The following is a 19,530-nucleotide window of genomic DNA, read 5'->3' as shown; positions in this document are numbered from 1 at the left end:
CGCCCTCCCGCCCCCCCTTGGGTTGAGGCGGCTGGGCTTTGAGCATGGTTTTGCCCACGCCCCCGCCGGGGGGGCGGGGCCCCCCGCGGCGCGGGGGGGCCGAGCGCGGGGGGGCGCCGCTCCCACGTCGCTTTGCCTGAAGGATGCGCGGCGTCTACTCAGCCGACTGGGCGGTCCGATGATCAACGCCCGGAAATCACCTAAGGCGCTTTCTCGAAACCTCCCTACCAGCCTTTGAGACTCAGGAAATGCGTGACGGGATGCGGGCAGGATGCTCTCCGCCGGTGGTTTTTCCCGCCTAAGCCCCAGGATCGCCCGCAAACGGGCTCCTAAGGCGCCGTCTTCGTAGGAGCCCGCTTGCGGGCGACTCGCTTGCAGGCGACTGGTACGAGGATTCTAGAAATTTGCCTAGGCTGGCAGCTCTTCTTGGAATTATCGACCGGACTCGGCCGTCTCCGCGCGATAGCGCGCGGCGAGACGCACATAGTTGGCAGCGACATAGTCGAGATACTCCAGCTCGCGGTCCGTTAGGGCGCGAGCGCGGCGCGCCGGTGCACCGAGCCAGAGATAGCCGCCTTCCAGCACCTGGCCGGGCGTCACCAGCGCCCCTGCGCCGAGCATGGTGCGCGGCTCGACCACGGCCCGGTCCAGCACGCGGGCGCCGATCCCGATGAGACAGTGATCTTGGATCTCGCACCCGTGCAGAACGACCTGATGGCCGACGGTCACCGCATCGTGAATGACGACGGGTGCGCCGCCAGGCATGAAGCGGCTATCGTGAGAGACGTGCAGGATGCTGCCGTCCTGAATGTTGGTATCCGCACCGATCTCGATGCGATGGATGTCCCCCCTGACCACACACATCGGCCAGATGGACGCGCGTGGCCCGATCTCGACATCACCGATCACCACCGCCGTGGGATGGAGCCAGGCGTCGGCCGCGACGCTTGGGGACTTTCCATCGAAGACTTGGGGGCTTGCCATAGCCGAACGACTCCAGATGCGCCTGAAAGCAGCTATGGAACCGCAAAGCGCACGAAGAGCGCAAAGAATTTCCCTGTGTTACGGAGAGAATTGTGCTGGCCAGCGGGTAAAAGCGATGCATCGACCAACCTTATTGATATTCTTGGTGTCGTGCTTCTTGGCGTCCTTTGCGCCTTTGCGGCTCGAAGTCCCAATTTTGCACTCAAGCCTCGCGTCCGACCGCGCTTAGTCGCTCGACAACCCTCAGCCACCCCAAGGACGAGGCCCCAAGCCGAATCATGCGCCAACTGATCAAGCTCTTGTCATGGACGCTGAGCGTCCTCCTCACCCTCATGCTCGGCATCGCCCTGCTGGTTGCCCTGGACAGCAGGCCACGGATCCCGGAGACGGCGCTGACGCCCGCCGAGCGCACCTGGGTCAAGCAGTGGATCTCAGCCAACCGCCCGAGCGCCAGACCCTCGTCCGGTATCAACGCGCTCAGCCTCACGGAGCGGGAGGCGAGCCTGCTGCTCAACGGACTGCTCGAGCGCATGGCCCAGGGCGGAGCCGATCTCACGCTCCGGGATGGCGCCGCCGAGCTGTCCGCCTCGCTGCGGCTGCCGCTGGACCAGGTCACGAGCTATCTCAATGTGCGGTTGAGACTGGTCGAAGACGCCAAGCTGCTGCGGATCGAGTCGGCCAAGGTCGCTGGCCTGCCGATTCCGGCCGCGCTTGCGCAGACGCTTGCCGAGCAGGCGCTCGGCGCCGTCGAGCGCGCCCAGGTCGTAAAGACGCTCGATCTCGAGGAGGGAGCCATCCATCTCAGCTACGCCTGGCGTCCACACATGCTGGAGCATCTCGGCAGCGGCTTTGTCCCCGAGGATGAGCTTCCAGATGTCCTAGGCGCTCAAGAGCGGCTTCACGCCATCGCCCAAGACTGGCCCAGACGCCAGCCGATCACGCTTGCGCGCCTGCTCTCCGCGCTGCTTGCCGAAGAGGGAGATGACCCTGTGGCGGCGAATCGCGCCGCGATTCTCGCCCTTGCCGCCTATGTCAATGGCCGAATCATCCGCGACCCGTCCGAGGCGGGCACCAAGAAGGTCGCGCGCCCGCGCCCGGTGGCGCTGCGCGGACGTCGCGACCTGAGCCAGCATTTCATGACCTCGGCGGCCTTGACCGTCGAGGGGAACGATGCGCTCTCGAACCTGATCGGCTGGCTCAAGGAGGTCTCGGACTCGGATGGCGGCAGCGGCTTCAGCTTCGCCGACATGACCGCCAACCGCGCCGGCATTCGCTTCGCCAGGCTCGCGACCGAGAGCCCAGCGGGCGCGCGCCGGCTGCAGCGGCTCGCGCGAAGCGGGCTGAGCGAGGAGGACTTCATGCCCGAGATCGACGGACTCCCGGAAGGCATGAGCCATCGCAGCTTCGTCAGGGACTTCGGCGATCCGGGCGGCCAGGCCTACAAACGCATGATCTTGAATATCGATGAGCGCATCGAGAGCCGACCGCTCTTTCGGCGGTCCGCTGGCTGAGCCTTGCCGATGGGCTCCCGATCCGAGCGCGGCTGAGCGGCCAGACAACCCGCCCTTTCGGCGCACCAGCTCAGGGCGTGCGACTCACCGTCAGGACCAGAAGGCTCCCCGCGCCCGCGCGGCGCAGGACGCGGCTGAGCTCGATCACCGTGCTGGCCGTGGTGACGACATCGTCGACGATCGCGATGCGCGCTCCCGCCAAGGGACCCCGCACCGCGAAGGCGCCGCGGATGTTGCGGTGCCGCTCGCGCTCATCCAGTCCCGCCTGCGGAGGGGTTGCCGTCACTCGCTGACAGAGGCTGGTTTCGAGCGGCAGCCCAAGGTCGTCCCCAAGGATCCGGGCAATCTCCAGCGCCTGATTGTAGCCGCGGGCGCGAAGCCGTTTGGGGTGCAGAGGCACGGGCACTAGCGCGTCCGGAAGGTCCCAGGACGCGGACTCCAGCGCGGCGGCCAGGATCTGACCCAGCAGACGCGCCGCATTGAGCTTGCCGCGAAACTTGGCGCTCGTGACCAATGCCGGCACCTGCAGCTCGTATCGCAAAGGCGCAACACAGCCATCGAAGGGAGGCGGCGCCTTCCGACAGGGACCGCAGAGCGCGCCAGGCGGGACAGGCCCGTCGAAGGGGAGCGCGCAGCGCGCGCAGGCATGGCGATTCCAGGGCAGCTCCTCGTGACAGCCTGGGCAGAGATCCCGGCCCTCCGCTCCCGGAGCGCCACAGAGGATACAGGTTGGCGGATAGAGTCGATCGAGCAGGCTCGGGCGCATGGATCGAGTGTACAAGAATGCGATCGCACGACCAGCTGGCAGGCCTGAGAGCTGCGTCTGCCCGCCGAGCTTGTAAACCCACAGCACCCCGCTTTGGTTGACAAGTCGGCGCCACTGGATAGAGTGTCTCACTTTGCCTTAGAGACCCCAGTCGCCGGGGTCCGACTCAGTAGCCAAGGTAGCCATGTCGCCGACCCACAGCATTGTCCCGATCCGCCACGATTGGGCCCTCGATGAGATCGAGGCCATTCTCGACCTGCCCTTCTCGGACCTCCTCTTCCGTGCGCAGGCTGTCCATCGCGCCCACTTCGACCCCAACCGCATCCAGGTCAGCACCCTCTTGAGCATCAAGACGGGCGCCTGCCCCGAGGATTGCGGCTATTGCTCGCAGAGCGCCAAGCACGAGGCCAAGCTCGAGCCCGAGCGCCTCATGCCCGTCGATGAGGTGCTGAAGGTCGCCCGGGAGGCCCGAGGTAGGGGGGCGACGCGCTTCTGCATGGGCGCGGCCTGGCGCAATCCGACCGACAAGAATCTGGAGCAGGTCATCGCGATGGTCGAGGGCATCCACGCGCTCGGCATGGAGACCTGCGTGACCCTGGGCATGCTGACGGCCGACCAGGCCCAGCGGCTCAAGGCGGCCGGACTCGATTACTACAACCACAATCTGGACACCTCACCCGAGTTCTACGGCCAGGTCATCACCACGCGCACCTACCAGGACCGTCTCGACACGCTCGAGCATGTCCGCGCGGTCGGCCTCAAGACCTGCAGCGGCGGTATCCTCGGCATGGGCGAATCGCGCCGCGACCGCGCCTCCATGCTGCGCCAGCTCGCCAATCTGCCGGCCCACCCGGAGTCCGTGCCCATCAATCTGCTGGTGCAGGTCGAGGGCACGCCACTCTTCGGTCAGGATCAGCTCGACCCCTTCGAATTCGTCCGGGTCGTTGCCACGGCGCGCATCCTCATGCCGGCCTCGCACGTCAGGCTCTCGGCGGGGCGGACCGAGATGAGCGACGAGCTGCAGGCGCTCTGTTTCCTCGCCGGCGCCAATTCGGTCTTCTACGGGGAGCGCCTGCTAACCACGCCCAACGCCGAATCCGATCGCGATCGCCAGCTCTTCGAGCGTCTCGGGCTTGCCTTCGAGCAGGTGGAGGCCGAGCGCACCGAGCCGGGTGCCTGCAACAAGCACACCGAGCACAAGCTCGCACTCACGGGCTAGACGCGCCGATCCTCCCCGAGAGCAAGCCATCGCATGACGTCAGGGACGCCAGATCAAGGGCTGCGCGCGAACCTCGCGCGGCTCGAGGCGCAGCAGCTCTACCGCCGTCGCCGCATCCAGGAGGCCCCGCAAGGTCCGCATGGGATGGTCGATGGCCGGCCTGTGCTGAGCTTCTGCAGCAATGACTACCTCGGCCTCGCCGCACACCCAAAGGTCGTCGCCGCCCTGCAGAGCGGCGCGGACCATTGGGGCGTCGGCAGCGGCGCGGCACACCTGGTCAACGGTCACAGCGCAGCGCATCACCGCCTCGAGGAGGCCCTGGCCGAGCTGACCGGACGTCCACGCGCCCTGCTCTTCTCGACCGGCTATATGGCCAATCTGGGCGTCATCACCGCCCTGGCAGGACGCGGCGATACCGTCTTCGAAGACCGCTTGAATCATGCCTCCCTGCTGGATGCGGCCCTGCTCTCCCGGGCCAGGCTGAAACGCTATCCCCACGCGGACGCCGCGGGGCTCGCGCGCATGCTGGCAGAGGGGTCGGCGCAGCTCATCGCGACCGACGGCGTGTTCAGTATGGACGGCGATCTGGCGCCGCTGCCCGCCCTCGCCGCGACCTCGAGGGAAGCGGGCGCCTGGCTCCTGGTCGACGACGCCCACGGCCTCGGCGTGCTGGGTCGAGGCGGACGCGGGTCGCCGGACCATTTCGGGCTCGGCCTGGATGAGGTGCCCATCCTCATGGGCACCCTGGGCAAGGCCTTCGGCACCTTCGGCGCTTTCGTGGCAGGCTCGGAGGCGCTGATCGAGACGCTCATCCAGTCGGCGCGCAGCTACATCTACACCACGGCCACGCCACCGGCGCTCGCCGCCGCCACGCTCGAGGCCATCGCCATCGCCGAGCGCGAGGACTGGCGCCGCGAGCACCTGAGCGCCTTGATCACGCGCTTTCGCGAGGGCGCGACTCAGCTCGGACTGGCGCTGACGGCCTCGCCAACCCCCATCCAGCCACTGCTCGCGGGCAGCGCGGCGCGTGCGCTGGCCTGGAGCCAGGCGCTCGAGCGCGCGGGCATCCTGGTCACGGCCATTCGTCCGCCGACCGTGCCCAGTGGCACGGCCAGGCTCCGTATCACCTTCTCCGCGGCGCATTCGCAGGCCGATGTCGACCAGCTCCTGGACGCACTGAGCCGCCTGCCAGCCCTGGATGCATGACACCGACATCGCACATGACTCGAGACACGCTTTCAGATTCGACCGCCCCAGCCACCAGGGATCTGGTCATGCTCCACGGTTGGGGTATGCAATCCGCCGTCTGGAAGGCCTGCCAGCGCGACCTGGCCCCCGGCTGGATCCCGCATCCGATCGACCTGCCAGGTCACGGCGCCGCCGCCTTCTCCAACGAGCAGCCTGACCTCTGGAGCTGGACGGACGCCTGCCTGGCGGCGGCACCCAAGCGCGCCGTTTGGCTCGGCTGGTCGCTCGGCGGGCTGATCGCGCTCGCCGCCGCGCTGCGCGCGCCCTCCCGCGTCGCCGGGCTGGTGCTGCTCACGGCGACGCCGCGCTTCGTCCAGGCCACGGATTGGACCCCGGCCATGCCAGAGGCCACGCTCGATCAGTTCCATGGCGGCCTCGCGGACGACCCGAGCGGGACGCTCAGCCGCTTCCTCGCCCTTCAAGTGCGTGGCAGCGCCTCGGCCCGAGAGACGCTGAGGGCCCTGCGCCAAGAGCTGTCGGACCTTCCCGCCCCGAATCCCGAGGCGCTCTCGATCGGCCTCGACATCCTCGCGGACGGCGACCTGCGTGGACGACTCCCGGACATCAAGTGCCCGGCGCTGTGGCTCTTCGGCAATCGCGACACCCTGACCCCGCCCGGCGTCGCCGAGCGCGTCGAGATGCTGATGCCTGGCGCCCGGACCCAGGTCATCCAAGGCGCGGCCCATGCCCCGCAGCTCTCGCATCCCGCCGAGACCGCCACGGTGATCGCGGACTTTCTCGCGAGCCTGGAGACCACGCCAGCACCGACCGAGGCATCCACCCATGTCTGAGACCAAGACGCTCGACCCCAGCCAGGCCGTTAGGCTCCAGACCTATCTCAATGCCACCAGCGAGAGCCCGGAGCCGGTGAGCCCGATCGACAAGCGCCGCGCGCGCCGCAGCTTCGAGCGGGCCGCCCAGACCTATGACAGCGTCGCCGTGCTCCAGCGCGAGATCGCCGACCGCATGCTCGAGCGACTCGACTATGTGCGCCTCCGCCCGGAGCGGATCTTGGACATCGGCACGGGCACTGGCTATGCCATCGATTGGCTGACACGCCGCTATCCGAAGGCGCGCGTCGTCGCCCTGGACTTCGCGCACGGCATGCTCGGTCAGGCACGGCGTCGCGGGAGCTGGATGCGCCGCCCGCTGTGCGTCTGCGCCGACGCGGAGCAGCTACCGCTTGCGGACGCCTCGGTCGACCTCATCGTCTCCAACGCCACCTTTCAGTGGTGCAACGACTTGGAGCGCACCTTCCGCGACTGCCTGCGCATATTGCGCCCGGGCGGGCTCTTCATGTTCACCACCTTTGGCCCGGACACCCTCCGGGAGCTGCGCGCGGCCTGGAGCCAGGTCGACGCCCATAGCCACGTCAGCCCCTTTCTGGACATGCACGACATCGGCGACACCCTCGCCAGGGTGCGCTTCGCGGACACCGTGATGGACGCCGAGCGGCTCACCCTGACCTATGACCGCGTGCAGGATCTGATGCGCGACCTCAAGGTGCTTGGGGCGCACAACGCGACCAGCCAGCGGCCACGGGCCTTGACGGGGCGCGCGCGCATTCGGGCCCTGGAGGCCGCCTACGAGGCGCACCGCAGCGATGGCAGACTCCCGGCCAGCTACGAGGTCGTCTATGGACACGCCTGGGCACCAGTGCAGACGGAAACCGCCGAGGGTGTCGCCATTCCGGTCAGCGCCCTGGGCGGACGCAAGGGAGGCAGCTAGATGGACGCGCCTCAGATGAGCCGGCGACGCGCCGTGGGCGGGATCTTCGTGACGGGGACCGACACCGGCTGCGGCAAGACGGAGATCAGCCTGGGACTCATGTCCGCCCTCCAATCCCGCGGACTGCGGGTGCTCGGCATGAAGCCCGTGGCCTCTGGATGCGAGCCAGGCCCGGATGGACTGCGCAACGCCGACGCCGAGCGCATTCGCGCCCAGGGCTGCTGCGACGCCCCCTATGGCGTGGTCAACCCCTTCGCCTTCTCCCCGCCGATCGCGCCGCACATCGCCGCGGGACAGACGGGGACCGAGATCTCCATGGTCAGCATCCGCACCGCCTTCGGAGCGCTGAGCGACGAGGCCGATCTCGTCGTGGTCGAGGGGGTCGGCGGCTGGCGCGTTCCGCTCGGTCCGGAGCTGTGGCTCAGCGACATCCCCCAGAGGCTGGATCTCCCGGTGATCCTGGTCGTCGGCCTCAAGCTCGGGTGCCTCAATCATGCCATCCTGACGGTCGAGAGCATCCAGCGCGCTGGGATCAAGCTAGCGGGCTGGATCGCGAATCAGGTCGAGCCGGACATGCTGGAGCGCGACGCCAATCTGGCGACGCTCGGGGCGCTGATCGAGGCGCCCTGCATCGGCACCATCCCCTGGCTGGCCGAGCCCGCGCCGCATGAGATCGCCGACCACCTCCAGCTCGAGCAGCTCGACCTGGCGCTTCCCACACCGGCCGGCCTGCAGCCAGGGCGCCCGCATTCGGATCAGCCTGACGTCCACGCCGCCTGAGGCGCCGCGAAGCGCCCGCGGGCCGGTTCTTTCCGGTGGACTCCATGAGCCGCCCCTCATCTGCGCCCCCTCGCCTATCCGCAGCACCTCGCATAGACTCTCGGCTTTCGACGGATCACTAGCAGGCCTCCCATGAGAAGACCCGAGCCCCAGCAAGACCTGAGCGCCCCTTGGCGCTGCGGGCTGACACTCCTCGTCGTGCTCGCGTCGGCATTGTCACCACCCGTCATCGCTGACCCGGTTTCCCAGGTCAAGGCGCTCGGTAAGGCGAGCCTGCTGCTCAAAGAGCGCGACCGCGACCTCATCGCCTATCAAGCGGACAGGCCGCGCGTACCCGCCTCGACCATGAAGGTGCTCACCGCCTATGCGGCCCTCGAGACCTGGGGGCCGAGCTATCGCTTCGAGACCGAATTCTTCCAGGACCGGGCGGGCTGGCTCTGGGTCAAGGGCTACGCGGATCCCTACCTGGTCTCGGAGGAGCTGGATCTTATCGTCCGCGCGCTCGAGCGCTCAGGGATCAGCACCGTCGCCGGCATCGGCCTCGACGACAGCTTCTTCAGCCCGGAGGTCGAGATCGCCGGGCGCTCGTCCTCCGACAACCCCTACGACGCCCCCGTCACCGCGCTGGCGGCAAACTTCAACACCATCAATCTGGTGCGGCGCGGCGACAGCATTCGCAGCGCGGAATCACAGACCGAGCTCACGCCGACCGCACGACGCTTCGGCCTCGCGGGCAGCAACGGCAAGCAGCGGGTCAACTTGCGCGAGCGCCCCATCGCCATTCGCTATTTCGGCGAGCTGCTGGCGGCCAAGCTGAAGGGCGCAGGAATCACGGTCGGCGACGGGCAGAAGAACGCGCCCGTGCCATCCAAGGCTCGTCTCGTCTACAGACATGCGAACAGCCGCAGCCTGTCCGAGATGCTGGCACCCATGCTCAAGTACTCGAACAACTTCATCGCCAATGCGCTCTTCCTGCGACTGGCGGAGCCCAACGGACAGGGCCGCGTCAGCATGTCCGCCGCCCAAGGGGCGATGACCCGCTTCGCGCGCGGCCGTTTCGGCTGGCGCGACTTCCGCATCGATGACGGCGCTGGACTGTCACGCGCAAACCGCCTGAGCGCACGCCAGCTCGTCGCGCTCGTCGAGGCCTTCGCCCCCTACCGCGAGCTGCTGCCGGCACAGGATGGCGATCCAGGCGTACGCGCCAAGACGGGGACCCTGCGCGGTGTGAGCTGCTATGCCGGCTTCGTCAGGCGCAGCGGGAGCTGGGCGCCCTTCGCCTTGCTGATCAATCAGCCGGTCGATCACAACCTGAGGCGACGCGTCGCCAGCAGCCTGACACGCTGAGACTGGGCCAGCGCCCTGTCGGATCGGTCTGACGCCGACCAGCGCCGAGCCCAGGCCTTCAACCTAGATCCGGCAGTTGACCGCTTGGCACTCCATGCAACACATGGATCATGATCGAGATCCTGGCTTTGCTGCTGCTCACCCGCAGGGTCAAGGTCGCTACGGCCTCCAGTGCACGCCCCGCGCGGCGTCTGGCTGCGTTGCAACGCGTTGTCGTAGAACCACTACGACGCCTCGTTGCGCCTTGCCAGACACCACGCTGGGCGCACCCTGGAGGCCGTCCAACCGCCGGATCTAGGTTCAACCACCAGGAGCTCTCATGCCCACTCCGCCGCCTTGGATCTTGTCAAGGCTCCCAAGAAGACTTCGCTCAGCGGGCCAAATCATCCTTGTCGCGGCCATGCTCGGGCTCACTGCCTGCACCACGCCCTCCTCGGTCGCGCCCATTGCCGAGGACTCGACGGGCTCGGTCGGAACGCTCTTTGGCCAGGATGCCCGGGGTTATCCCTCCCTGGCGTCCCTGATGCGCAGGGTCACCCCCTCCGTCGTCAACATCTCGGTCGAGTCGCGCATCCGAGACGAGGACCATCCCTTCTTGCAAGATCCCGAGTTTCGGCGCTTCCTGGACCGTATCGGCGTCGAGGCCCCGGAGATCGACCCGAGCGAGCGCCGCAGGAGCATGGGGTCAGGCGTGATCGTCGATGCGAAGAACGGCTACGTCATGACCAACAATCACCTGCTGAAGGACGCGACCAAGATCATCGTCACGCTCAAGGACAGACGCACCTTTCGCGCACGGCGTATCGGCGCCGACCCGGCGACGGACGTCGCCATCCTCAAGATACCGCCCGTGAAGGTGAGGCCCTTGAGGCTCGGCGACTCGGACCGTCTCGAGGTCGGTGATTTCGTCATCGCGATCGGCAATCCCTTCGGGCTCGGTCAAACGGTGACCATGGGGATCGTCAGCGCGGTCGGCCGCAGCGGCGTCGCCGGCAATCATCTCGGCAAGCTCATCCAGACCGACGCCTCGATCAACCCTGGAAACTCCGGCGGACCCTTGATCAACCTGGCCGGCGAGGTAATCGGCATCAACACCGCCCTGATCGGCCCGACCGGGGGCAACGTCGGCATCGGCTTCGCCATGCCGAGCAACCGCGCCCGAGCCGCGCTGCGCAAGGTCACGGGCACACGCTGAGCGCGCGGACCCGCAGCCGCCGAAGGCCGCGAGATGAGCGCACGACCGCTTCCCCGACCGTCGCCTCGCCAGCCTCGCGAGCGGCGAAATCCGGCCAGCCAGCGGGCTTTCCTGGCCGCGCGGCCGGGTTTGCACTCGCCTGGCCGCTGTTCTAGAGTGCCATCACACTCCCAGCGCTCGTCATCCCGTCTCGAATCTCTAGCCTTCGGTCGTTCCTCACTCGGCTGGCTCGATCGTCGCGGCCGGCGGGTGAAATGCACTCAACCACAGGAGCCTCAGCAATGTCTGAAGCCAAGCTCGGGGATACCGTCAAGATCCACTACACGGGGACGCTGGAAGACGGCAGCGTCTTCGATTCGACCAAGGGTGGCGAGCCGATCGAGTTCACGATCGGCGATGGCGGCATCATTCCAGGGTTCGAAGGCGCCGTTAAGGGGATGGCCCTCGGGGAGACCAAGACGGTTACAATCGCGCCAGACCAAGCCTACGGCGCTTATAATGAAGAAATGACGCAGCAGGTCCCGCGCTCGGCCATCCCTGGCGACATCGAGCTGCGCGAGGGGATGATCCTGAGCGCCGAAAGCCCCGATGGCCTGCCGATCTCCTTTACCGTCAAGGCATTCGACGCCGAGCAGGTGACCATCGACGGAAACCACCCACTCGCTGGCCGCAGTCTGACCTTCGCACTGGAGCTCGTCGACATCCGCTAGCGGCAGGGAATCGAGCGAGATTCGGACGCGGACCGGCGCCGGAGATCGTCGAAGCCCCAGATCGATGCGGATTCGGCGATCTCCGGTGATGAGAGCCAGAGAAGCCAGCCTTGGACAGTACGGCCCGTGGAAACCATGAGCGATAAAGAAAAGGATCCCCAAGAAAAGCCCAGCCAAGCCCAGTCTCAAAGGCATGGCTCGGCTCCCGAGACCCCGGCGAGCACGGCGGGAGTGCGCCCAGCGGGTCCAGATGCGAGCACTGATGTCGAGGCACGGCTAGAGGCCCTGGCGTCAGAGGTCACGCGACTCTCTGAGGCGTTGAGAGGGCAGAAGATGGCCTTTCAGGACGTCGAGGTGTCGCTCGTTTCACGCATCGGAGATGTCGACGACGATCGGCGTCAGGCAGCAACCCGTCTCCAGCGCACCTTGCAGGCGCAACGGGACGAGGTGGACGAGCGGCTCAGGCGACAATCCTCACTCATCACCGTCATCTTGCTGGTCTTTCTTCTCTTGGTCGGCGGCGCCCTGACCTTCGTCTACTACCAGGTCGGCGGCATGCGTCAGTCTCTTGCCGCCCAGGTGAGCGAGATCGGCAAGGCCGTCGATCAGCTGGAAATGACTGAGCCGGTGACCGAAACAGACCCGGTCGCCAGCGAGCGGCTGACGCAGCTGTCCGAGGCCGTCGAGGAGATCACGACCTCGCTCGAGCGGCTGAGCGAAGAGGCGGAGCCCGCCGCCCCAGCCGCCGCTCCGGCGTCGAGCGCAGCGCCCGCCGAGCCCATTGCCGCGAAGGCGCCGGGCGCACCAGCGGCGGAGCCCGGCGCACAGTCGGCAACCGACTCGGCAGGGCCTGAACGAGCGCCCGACGACGACATGCCCGCGCGCGAGCCAGCCGAGCCAGCCGAAACGGCGCAGCTGCAAGCAGAGATTGAGATGTCGGACGTTGAGACATCGAAGCCGTCGACGCCCGCGCCTTCGACATCGGAGCCGGCGGCGGCCGACGACGATGAAGCCCAGGACCCAGAGGGGCCGCCTGCGGCGCAAGCTCCGCAGCCAAGGCTCGACGAAGCCTCTGGCGACACGGCCGAGAAGGAGACCGCCGAAGCGGCGGAGCCTCAAGAGCAGCCTGCGGAGGCGATAACGACCGAGGAGGCGCCCGCCGACCAGCCCCAGGCGCTGGAAGCGACCGAGCCACGCACGCAAGATGCCGCGCAGCCATCGGCTGGGCGCATCCAGCTCGGCGACCAGAACGTCACCCTTCAGCTGCTGGGCTTCTATTCGCTCGATGAGATGGAGCGCTTCATCGCCGAGCACGAGCTACCCAGCACCCTCTACTATCAGACCACGATCTACCGTGGCCGTCCTTGGTACGTCCTGATCCATAGTCTCCACGCCAGTCAGGAGGCTGCAGAAGAAGCCGCAGGTACACTGCCGCCAGACCTGGCCAAGCTCCAGATCTGGATTCGCCAGCTCGATCCGGAAGACGAGGTCACTCTAGTCCGCCCGCCCTCGGATTGAGCCGACGAGGATCCGCTGGCCTCCGGCAAGCCAGCTACCAGGGAATCGGCTCGCCATGCCTGAAGAAGCCTCCGCTCGGTCCATCGTCCGGCAAGGTCGCAGCCCACAGGATGCCACGGACCCCCTCGCTCACCCCCAGTGGAGCCGCATCGCCTCCCATATCGGTCCTCACCCACCCCGGGCAGACCGAATTGACCTTGATGCCCGTCCCCTTCAGCTCGTCCGCAAAGATTCGCGTGACCGCATTCAGTGCCGTCTTGGATAGACGGTACCCCGGACAGCAGCCATTCATCTCACTGAGCTGCCCCATCCCCGACGAGACGTTCACTACCCGACCGCGCCCCTTCATCAAGGGAATCATCAACTGACAGAGTCGCAGCGCCGCGAGCGTGTTGGTCTCGAAGCCTTGGCGAATCACCTCGAGGCTCGCGTCGAAGACGCTCGCACCAGGCGAGCCCGGCGACGGACCCGGAAAGATGCCTGCGTTGTTGACCAGCACATCCAGCCGCCCCTGCCTCTGCGCGATGACTGCAGCGAGGTGACGCATCGAATCCTCGCTCAGGACGTCCAACGGCTGAAACTCCACTTCCAGGCCCTGCGCCTCGAGCGCTTCGACCGCGCTCCGGCCTTCTGGCCCTCGGCGCGCCGTCAGCACGACGCTGTAGCCCTTCTCTGCAAGCTGGCGACAGGTCTCGAGACCGAGGCCACGGTAGGCACCGGTCACAACGGCGATCGGACTGGTCGGCATGGCTGAAGGCTCCTTGAGTCAAGAGAGGACGAGAGGATTATGGGGATGACATCGCAATACGCCTCGAAAGCCGCGAGATATACTCGCTGCCATGGGGCGCCCCAGGTCAGGGACTGCCCACACCCGCGGTACTCTACATCACATCACTAGACGGACGACTATGGCGAAGCAGTTTCAAGACCACCCGAAAGGCTTCGACAGCGACTTGGACGCCATCCTGAATCGCGTGTACGGCTCCTCCGGAAGCACCACCTTCAAGAGCGGTCCGACAAAGATTCCGCAATCCTTCTCGAAGCATCAGCAAGATTATCAGGAGCTGAAAGACGCCCTCAGCAAGCTGCGCGACCATCGAGAGAAGGCTCAGAGCACCATGCGAATGAAGGAAGAGGTCGCCTATCTCCAAGAGCAGGTCCAGCAGCTCAAGGCGCTCCGCGAAGAGATCGAGGCCTTGCGTGAGCGGCTGGAGGCCGAGCCTCCACAGGATTGACCGCAACCGCGACTCGGCCTTGACCGTCAGTTGGACCGGTAGGGTGCACGAGCGAGAACGAAGTCCACCGAATCCCGCGCCGCCCCAGGTGGACTGCGCTGCGCTTGTCCACACTACAGCGAAAGGCCGGGCCAATCGATGATCGACGCCCGCGACTCCACCGCCAGCACGTCCGAATCCCGTCCGCGCCAGCGCCCCAGCGGAGCCATTCTCCCCCGTGGGGAGTCCCGCGCGACGGAGCAGGCAACCTGCCATCCGCCGCAGACACGCGGCCTGCGCCACAACGACGACTGACTGCTCTTCAGGACCAAGAGCCCTCAGGCGATTTCCGAGAATCCTCATACCAATCGCCCGCAAGCGGGCTCCGACGCGCTCTTCTCGGTAGGAGCCCGCTTGCGGGCGATGCCTCCGGGAGACGCGGGATCGATGCGCCATCAGGGACACCAGGCTCAGAAGCTGTCTGGAAAAACGTGTAGGGGCGAATTCATTCGCCCAACCGCCGGACCAGGGGCGAATGAATTCGCCCCTACAAATGTCTCGACCATGATTTCCAGACAGCCTCTCATCCCCCCAGGCGTTTGCGGAGCATCATGGGCTTCCCGAGTGCCATGGGCTGTTGGTGCGGCAATTTCGAGCAATCGTCTAAGGTGATTTCTGGGAAACCGATTCCCCGAGGATGGGCAAAGCGCAGCCTGCCCATCGTCCAGGCGCCTGAGCGACCTGGGTGGGCACGCCCCACAAACGTCTTCCCCATGCGCGCCGGCGTGCCAGGGGCTTTGCCCATCCGACTGGAGGCGCTGTTCTGGGTAGGATCATTTCAGGAAATCACCTAAGACGCCTCGTTGCGCCCATCTCCCGCCCCCGCCCACCGGGTTGACACCCGAAGTGTTACCAATGAAAATCTCGTCACACTCTACCGGAACAGCGAGGGACGACGACATGGGACAAGGAATAAGCACTCGGCCACACCAAGCCCTGCTCGGCATCCTGCTGATGACAGCGCTCGGCGCCCAGGCTCACTTCCAGGAGCTCATCCCCTCCACGGACATCCTGACGGGCGAGACCGGGAGCAGGATCGCGCTCGCCCTGAAATTCACCCATCCCATGGAGCGCGGTCCGGTCATGCCCATGGGCATGCCGAAACGTTTCGCTGTCGTCGGCCCAGATGGGGAGGAGGATTTGATCGACCAGCTCGAATCCGAAGCCATCGACGGCAAAGAGGCATTTCACGCCGAGTACCAGGTCAGGCAGCCGGGCGACTACATCTTCTATGTCGAGCCAGCACCCTACTGGGAGCCCGCCGAAGGCGTCATGATCGTCCACTACACCAAGGTGGTCGTCGATGCCTTCGGCGCCGAGCAGGGCTGGGACCGAGAGCTCGGACTGCCGGTCGAGATTCTCCCCTTGACCCGCCCCTATGGCCTCTGGAGCGGAAATCTCTTCCGCGGCATCGTCAAGCAGAACGGCGAGCCAGTCGCCTTCGCGGAAGTCGAGGTCGAATGGCGCAACGACGGCAGCATCACGCCGCCCTCGGATCCCTACATCACCCAGGTCGTCAAAGCCGATGCGAACGGCGTCTTCAGCTACGCCATGCCACACTCGGGCTGGTGGGGCTTCGCGGCCCTGCTGGAAGGCGACGCGCCCATGGAGAGCCCGGCGGGTGAGCCAGTCCCAGTGGAGGCCGGCGCCTTGATGTGGGTGCACGTCAGAGACATGCGCTAGCGCCGCGGAGCGACGGACTTGGCCCATATTCCCGACGGCGTCCTATCGGCCCCGGTGTTGATCGCGGGCGCCACGGTCGGTCTCGGTCTGGTCGGCACAGCGCTGCGCCGCCTGGACTATGACCGGCTGCCGCAAGCAGCTGTGCTTTCTGCGACCTTCTTCGTCGCCTCCCTGATCAACGTCCCTCTCGGCCCAAGCTCCGCGCACCTCCTGCTGAACGGCCTCATGGGGCTCCTGCTTGGGTGGACGGCCGTACCAGCCCTGCTCGTCGCGCTCATCCTCCAAGCCGTCTTCTTCGGATTCGGCGGACTGGTCGTGCTCGGCGTCAACACCCTGAACCTCGCCCTCCCCGCCCTCCTGTGCGCGCTCCTCCTCGGCCCCAGGCTCAGTCCTCGCTCGACACCGAGCCAGGCCTTCCGGACAGGTCTCATGGCGGGCGTCCTCGGCGTCTTGCTCACCGGCACCATGGTTGCGATCAGCCTCGGCCTCAGTGGTGAGGCCTATGTGCCAGCCGCGAAAATCCTGATCGCCGTCTATCTGCCACTCGCCATCGCCGAGGGCCTGATCACCGCCACGGTCGTTGCCTTCCTGAGCCGAGTCGCCCCGGAGACCCTCGCAGGCGAGACACAAGGACGTGCGGCCCCCTGAGATGCCCGCGGTCTCGGAAGATCAAGGCGATCTGGGCCTATCCTCGAAGAGCGGCCTGGGCACCGAGGACGCATGGGTCGCCAGCACCCCCCGCCGATTCACTGACGAGGCAGCCAACAGATGATCAATGCACGCAAGGCCATTGTCCGCGCAGCTGTCGTCTACGCCACCCTGATCGTGGCCGGCCTCATGGGGTCGGCGCCAGCCTCGGCACACAAGCTCAAGGTCTTCGCCTCGGCAGTCGGCGATCAGATCCAGGGCGGCGCCTACTTCGCCGGCGGCGGCAAGGCAGGTGGGGCGAGCATCTTGATCCAGGACGGCGGCGGGCGCACCCTCGCCGAGCTTCAGCCGGATGCGAACGGTCGCTTCACCTATTTCGCGACCGAGCCGGGCGATCATCTGGTCGTCGCCAAGGCGCCCGACGGACACCAGGCGACTTGGCGAATCTCCGCCGCCGAGCTGGCACCCGCCTTCCCGACACAGGCTGATGACGAGACGACGCGCGGACAGGGCCGCGTCTCCCCCGGCCTAGAGGGGCGGCAGCCCTCTCAGGAAGCCGTCGGCGCAGCCTCTGCGGCAGCACAGCAGACAGGTCACGCGGCGCCGAGCCCGCAGCTCCCCGCAGCCATCGAGCTGGCAGTCGCCCGTCAGATTCGTCCGCTGCGCGAGCAGCTCGCGGCCGCCCAGGACAGGGCACGCCTGACCGATATCCTCGGCGGCATCGGCTACATCATCGGCATCATGGGCTTGGCCCTGTGGTGGAAGAGCCGCCGCGCGCCGCGCGACACGCCATGACGCCCCTCATGCTGTCTCCCGGAGGCTCGGGGTGGATCAGCGAGCGAGACCCGCGCCTGCGGATTCTCTGCGCGCTCGCCTTCGCCCTGACCACGGTCGGCCTGACGACGCCCTCCGCCGCGATCACGGCCCTGCTCTTGGCCGCATCACTCACCCGCGCGGCGGGCATTCGGCCGGGCTCGCTCGGTCGGCGCCTGCTGGCACTGGAGGGCTTTATCCTCGTCTTGCTCGTCACCCTGCCGTTCACGACGCCAGGCGCCGCCATCCTGCACGTCGGACCGCTGACGGCCAGCGCCGAAGGCATCCAGCTCGCCGCCCTCATCCTGCTCAAGTCCAACGCCGTGGTGCTCAGTCTCCTGGCGCTCGTCGGAACCCTGGAGGCGGTCGCCCTCGGGCATGCGCTCGCTCGACTCGGGGTGCCGGAAAAGCTGGCTCATCTCTTCCTGATGACCGTTCGCCAGATTCACCTAATGCAGGCCGAGCTCGGCAGGCTTCGCCAGGCGATGCGCGCGCGTGCCTTCATGCCCCGCAGCGACTGGCACACCTGGCGCAGCTACGGCTGGCTCGTCGGGATGCTGCTGGTGCGCAGCCTCGAGCGCGCCCAGCGCATCCTTGCGGCGATGCGCTGTCGCGGCTTCGATGGACGCCTCTATCTCTTGGATTCGACACGCTGGGAGACCCGGGATACGATCGCGGCATTCGGCTGCGCCGTCCTGCTGAGCGGCCTTATCCTATTAGACCGGATGTCGCGATGAGCGCCCCATTGATCGAGCTGCGTCAGATCGCCTTCGACTATCCGGAGCGCCCCGTCCTCGATGGCGTCAGCTTTGCACTCAATGCCGGAGATCGGGTCGCCCTGATCGGACCGAACGGCGCGGGCAAGACGACACTGCTGCATCTCATCGTCGGCCTGAAACGTCCGACGTCGGGACGAATCCTCGCCTTCGGCGCAGCGTGTCGCAGCGAGCAGGACTTCCATCAGGTCAGGGCAAGGGTGGGCTTGGTCTTTCAAGACTCGGACGACCAGCTCTTCTGCCCGACCGTGCTCGAGGATGTCGCCTTCGGCCCGATGAATCTCGGACGGTCGGCGACCGAGGCACGCCAGGACGCGCTCAGCACCCTAGCGCAGCTCGGCCTGTCCGGCTTCGCCGAACGGGTCACCCATCGGCTTTCGGCGGGGGAAAAACGCATGGTCGCGCTGGCGACCGTGCTCGCGATGCATCCGGACGTACTGCTGCTCGACGAGCCGACGAATGGCCTGGATGAAACGACCGAGCAGCTGCTCGTCGAGCATCTTGCCGCGCTGCCTCAGGCCATGATCATGGTCTCGCATGACCGGCGCTTTCTCGAGCGGCTATCGACGCGCGCCCTGAAGCTCGGCGATGGCCGACTTGTCGAGGCCAGGCTGCACCGGCATGGGCACACCCACTATCACACCCATGCTCACCTGCATGCGCTTGGGACGGCCAAGGACCACTCCCACCCACCGTCCGAGCTGCCGCACGAAGACCAGGAGCTCGACTAGCCTGCGGCGCAGGCCGGCCGGGCCATCAGCGAACCGTGTCGAATCTGAAGGGTGCCGCCAGAAGTCCGCGTGGCGTCTGCAGCAAGACGCGCGCCTCCCAGGTCATGCGGTCTCGGACACAGACCGGAATCATGCCTGAGCCCTGGTAGTGGCCAGGCCGCTCCTCTACGAGAGCGACCCGATTGAAGCCCATGTACATATCGACGCCGGCGAAGTCGACCTCGACGGACTCGGCTTCGATGCCCCGCACCAAAACATGGAGCTGCAGGGGGGTCGCCGGCGGAATCCCCGCTGGACGGATGTCCAGCAGCACGCGACCGCCGTCGCGAAAGCCGACCTCGCAGGGGGAGAGGCGCAAGTCGCAGCCTGTGTCCAATGCGGCGACTTCCGTCACCTCCGGGTACAGCAAGGGCCACAGCTTGTAGGCCAGCGTCGCAAGCACTCCGCAAGCCAGGATGGCCAGGATCATCCAGAGAAGCGGCGAAGGATTCGGCGATGATGCCGTCTTGTCTTCCATAGCCTAAGCAAGGTCCGCGCGTTAGCGATGCCAACGCCCCGAGAGGTGGCTCAAGCATAGGGGCGGGCATGCAGGCTGGCCA

Annotated in this window: 20 protein-coding genes; 16 read left to right on the top strand and 4 right to left on the bottom strand. The window is 66.7% G+C overall.

The window, feature by feature from the left end; all coding sequences use genetic code 11:
- Positions 1–432: 432 nt before the first annotated feature.
- Positions 433–984, bottom strand: a complete 552-nt coding sequence (locus tag G3446_RS03045; RefSeq protein WP_164450922.1) for a gamma carbonic anhydrase family protein — start codon at positions 982–984, stop codon at positions 433–435.
- 278 nt (positions 985–1,262) lie between these two features.
- On the opposite strand from G3446_RS03045, the gene G3446_RS03040 reads away from it, so the two are divergent.
- Positions 1,263–2,495, top strand: coding sequence for a YfiM family lipoprotein (locus tag G3446_RS03040; RefSeq protein ID WP_164450921.1), 1,233 nt, complete (start codon positions 1,263–1,265; stop codon positions 2,493–2,495).
- Between the two features lie 70 nt (positions 2,496–2,565).
- On the opposite strand, the gene G3446_RS03035 is transcribed toward G3446_RS03040, so the two are convergent.
- Entirely contained in the window at positions 2,566–3,276 is a 711-nt protein-coding gene (locus G3446_RS03035; protein WP_342450018.1) for a ComF family protein, read from the bottom strand.
- Between the two features lie 169 nt (positions 3,277–3,445).
- On the opposite strand from G3446_RS03035, the gene bioB reads away from it, so the two are divergent.
- From bioB to G3446_RS02990, 9 genes are all read left to right on the top strand, one after another.
- A complete protein-coding gene (gene bioB / locus G3446_RS03030; RefSeq protein WP_164450920.1) occupies positions 3,446–4,480 on the top strand; it encodes a biotin synthase BioB in 1,035 nt (344 codons plus the stop codon).
- 33 nt (positions 4,481–4,513) lie between these two features.
- Positions 4,514–5,686, top strand: coding sequence for an 8-amino-7-oxononanoate synthase (bioF, locus tag G3446_RS03025; protein WP_164450919.1), 1,173 nt, complete (start codon positions 4,514–4,516; stop codon positions 5,684–5,686).
- 14 nt (positions 5,687–5,700) lie between these two features.
- Complete coding sequence (gene bioH, locus G3446_RS03020) at positions 5,701–6,519, top strand: pimeloyl-ACP methyl ester esterase BioH (protein ID WP_164450918.1); 819 nt, start codon at positions 5,701–5,703, stop codon at positions 6,517–6,519.
- Complete coding sequence (bioC, locus tag G3446_RS03015; protein WP_164450917.1) at positions 6,512–7,456, top strand: malonyl-ACP O-methyltransferase BioC; 945 nt, start codon at positions 6,512–6,514, stop codon at positions 7,454–7,456. Before bioH ends, bioC begins: the two co-directional genes overlap by 8 nt.
- On the top strand, positions 7,457–8,236 hold the full coding sequence (bioD, locus tag G3446_RS03010; protein ID WP_245232268.1) for a dethiobiotin synthase: 780 nt from the start codon (positions 7,457–7,459) through the stop codon (positions 8,234–8,236). It begins immediately after the preceding gene.
- A 132-nt stretch (positions 8,237–8,368) separates the two neighbouring features.
- Entirely contained in the window at positions 8,369–9,583 is a 1,215-nt protein-coding gene (locus G3446_RS03005) for a D-alanyl-D-alanine carboxypeptidase/D-alanyl-D-alanine-endopeptidase (protein ID WP_164450916.1), read from the top strand.
- A 400-nt stretch (positions 9,584–9,983) separates the two neighbouring features.
- Positions 9,984–10,778 carry a trypsin-like peptidase domain-containing protein gene (locus G3446_RS03000; protein WP_164450915.1) on the top strand — a complete coding sequence of 265 codons (795 nt, stop codon included), beginning with the start codon at positions 9,984–9,986 and terminating at the stop codon, positions 10,776–10,778.
- Between the two features lie 281 nt (positions 10,779–11,059).
- On the top strand, positions 11,060–11,488 hold the full coding sequence (locus tag G3446_RS02995; RefSeq protein ID WP_164450914.1) for an FKBP-type peptidyl-prolyl cis-trans isomerase: 429 nt from the start codon (positions 11,060–11,062) through the stop codon (positions 11,486–11,488).
- A gap of 135 nt (positions 11,489–11,623) precedes the next feature.
- Positions 11,624–13,006: an SPOR domain-containing protein gene (locus G3446_RS02990; protein WP_164450913.1), complete on the top strand. Its 1,383-nt coding sequence runs from the start codon at positions 11,624–11,626 to the stop codon at positions 13,004–13,006.
- Between the two features lie 34 nt (positions 13,007–13,040).
- Here the strand turns inward: G3446_RS02990 and G3446_RS02985 are convergent, their stop codons facing one another.
- The gene (locus tag G3446_RS02985) at positions 13,041–13,754 is read right to left on the bottom strand and encodes an SDR family oxidoreductase (RefSeq protein WP_164450912.1); all 714 of its coding nucleotides are present in this window, start codon (positions 13,752–13,754) and stop codon (positions 13,041–13,043) included.
- A 160-nt stretch (positions 13,755–13,914) separates the two neighbouring features.
- Between G3446_RS02985 and G3446_RS02980 the strand changes: the two genes are divergently transcribed.
- The 6 genes from G3446_RS02980 (at position 13,915) to G3446_RS02955 (ending at position 18,931) form a co-directional block, all read left to right on the top strand.
- Complete coding sequence (locus G3446_RS02980) at positions 13,915–14,241, top strand: DUF5320 domain-containing protein (RefSeq protein WP_164450911.1); 327 nt, start codon at positions 13,915–13,917, stop codon at positions 14,239–14,241.
- Positions 14,242–15,180: 939 nt separating this feature from the next.
- Positions 15,181–15,963: a DUF4198 domain-containing protein gene (locus G3446_RS02975; RefSeq protein WP_164450910.1), complete on the top strand. Its 783-nt coding sequence runs from the start codon at positions 15,181–15,183 to the stop codon at positions 15,961–15,963.
- Positions 15,964–15,981: 18 nt separating this feature from the next.
- Entirely contained in the window at positions 15,982–16,611 is a 630-nt protein-coding gene (cbiM, locus tag G3446_RS02970; protein ID WP_164450909.1) for a cobalt transporter CbiM, read from the top strand.
- A gap of 120 nt (positions 16,612–16,731) precedes the next feature.
- Positions 16,732–17,406 (top strand): hypothetical protein, encoded by a 675-nt coding sequence (locus tag G3446_RS02965; protein WP_245232267.1) that lies wholly within the window; start codon positions 16,732–16,734, stop codon positions 17,404–17,406.
- 8 nt (positions 17,407–17,414) lie between these two features.
- Positions 17,415–18,161, top strand: coding sequence for a cobalt ECF transporter T component CbiQ (gene cbiQ / locus G3446_RS02960; protein WP_245232266.1), 747 nt, complete (start codon positions 17,415–17,417; stop codon positions 18,159–18,161).
- Positions 18,158–18,931, top strand: coding sequence for an energy-coupling factor ABC transporter ATP-binding protein (locus G3446_RS02955; protein WP_164450907.1), 774 nt, complete (start codon positions 18,158–18,160; stop codon positions 18,929–18,931). The genes cbiQ and G3446_RS02955 overlap by 4 nt, the downstream gene beginning before the upstream one ends.
- Positions 18,932–18,956: 25 nt before the next feature.
- Here the strand turns inward: G3446_RS02955 and G3446_RS02950 are convergent, their stop codons facing one another.
- The gene (locus tag G3446_RS02950) at positions 18,957–19,448 is read right to left on the bottom strand and encodes a hypothetical protein (protein WP_164450906.1); all 492 of its coding nucleotides are present in this window, start codon (positions 19,446–19,448) and stop codon (positions 18,957–18,959) included.
- Positions 19,449–19,530 lie beyond the last annotated feature (82 nt).

The organism is Thiorhodococcus minor (genome assembly GCF_010820565.1).
Taxonomy (GTDB): domain Bacteria; phylum Pseudomonadota; class Gammaproteobacteria; order Chromatiales; family Chromatiaceae; genus Thiorhodococcus; species Thiorhodococcus minor.
This window is presented reverse-complemented; position numbering and strand designations above follow the sequence as displayed.

Bases quoted from the DNA above. Each gene is read 5' to 3' on its own strand.
- G3446_RS02950 (WP_164450906.1), bottom strand. From the start codon at position 19,448: ATGGAAGACAAGACGGCATCATCGCCGAATCCTTCGCCGCTTCTCTGG.
- bioF (WP_164450919.1), top strand. From the start codon at position 4,514: ATGACGTCAGGGACGCCAGATCAAGGGCTGCGCGCGAACCTCGCGCGG.
- G3446_RS02975 (WP_164450910.1), top strand. From the start codon at position 15,181: ATGGGACAAGGAATAAGCACTCGGCCACACCAAGCCCTGCTCGGCATC.
- G3446_RS03045 (WP_164450922.1), bottom strand. From the start codon at position 984: ATGGCAAGCCCCCAAGTCTTCGATGGAAAGTCCCCAAGCGTCGCGGCC.
- G3446_RS02980 (WP_164450911.1), top strand. From the start codon at position 13,915: ATGGCGAAGCAGTTTCAAGACCACCCGAAAGGCTTCGACAGCGACTTG.
- bioH (WP_164450918.1), top strand. From the start codon at position 5,701: ATGACTCGAGACACGCTTTCAGATTCGACCGCCCCAGCCACCAGGGAT.
- cbiQ (WP_245232266.1), top strand. From the start codon at position 17,415: ATGCTGTCTCCCGGAGGCTCGGGGTGGATCAGCGAGCGAGACCCGCGC.
- G3446_RS03040 (WP_164450921.1), top strand. From the start codon at position 1,263: ATGCGCCAACTGATCAAGCTCTTGTCATGGACGCTGAGCGTCCTCCTC.
- bioC (WP_164450917.1), top strand. From the start codon at position 6,512: ATGTCTGAGACCAAGACGCTCGACCCCAGCCAGGCCGTTAGGCTCCAG.
- bioD (WP_245232268.1), top strand. From the start codon at position 7,457: ATGGACGCGCCTCAGATGAGCCGGCGACGCGCCGTGGGCGGGATCTTC.
- G3446_RS02985 (WP_164450912.1), bottom strand. From the start codon at position 13,754: ATGCCGACCAGTCCGATCGCCGTTGTGACCGGTGCCTACCGTGGCCTC.
- G3446_RS03005 (WP_164450916.1), top strand. From the start codon at position 8,369: ATGAGAAGACCCGAGCCCCAGCAAGACCTGAGCGCCCCTTGGCGCTGC.
- G3446_RS03000 (WP_164450915.1), top strand. From the start codon at position 9,984: ATGCTCGGGCTCACTGCCTGCACCACGCCCTCCTCGGTCGCGCCCATT.
- G3446_RS02990 (WP_164450913.1), top strand. From the start codon at position 11,624: ATGAGCGATAAAGAAAAGGATCCCCAAGAAAAGCCCAGCCAAGCCCAG.
- G3446_RS02955 (WP_164450907.1), top strand. From the start codon at position 18,158: ATGAGCGCCCCATTGATCGAGCTGCGTCAGATCGCCTTCGACTATCCG.
- G3446_RS02965 (WP_245232267.1), top strand. From the start codon at position 16,732: ATGATCAATGCACGCAAGGCCATTGTCCGCGCAGCTGTCGTCTACGCC.
- bioB (WP_164450920.1), top strand. From the start codon at position 3,446: ATGTCGCCGACCCACAGCATTGTCCCGATCCGCCACGATTGGGCCCTC.
- G3446_RS02995 (WP_164450914.1), top strand. From the start codon at position 11,060: ATGTCTGAAGCCAAGCTCGGGGATACCGTCAAGATCCACTACACGGGG.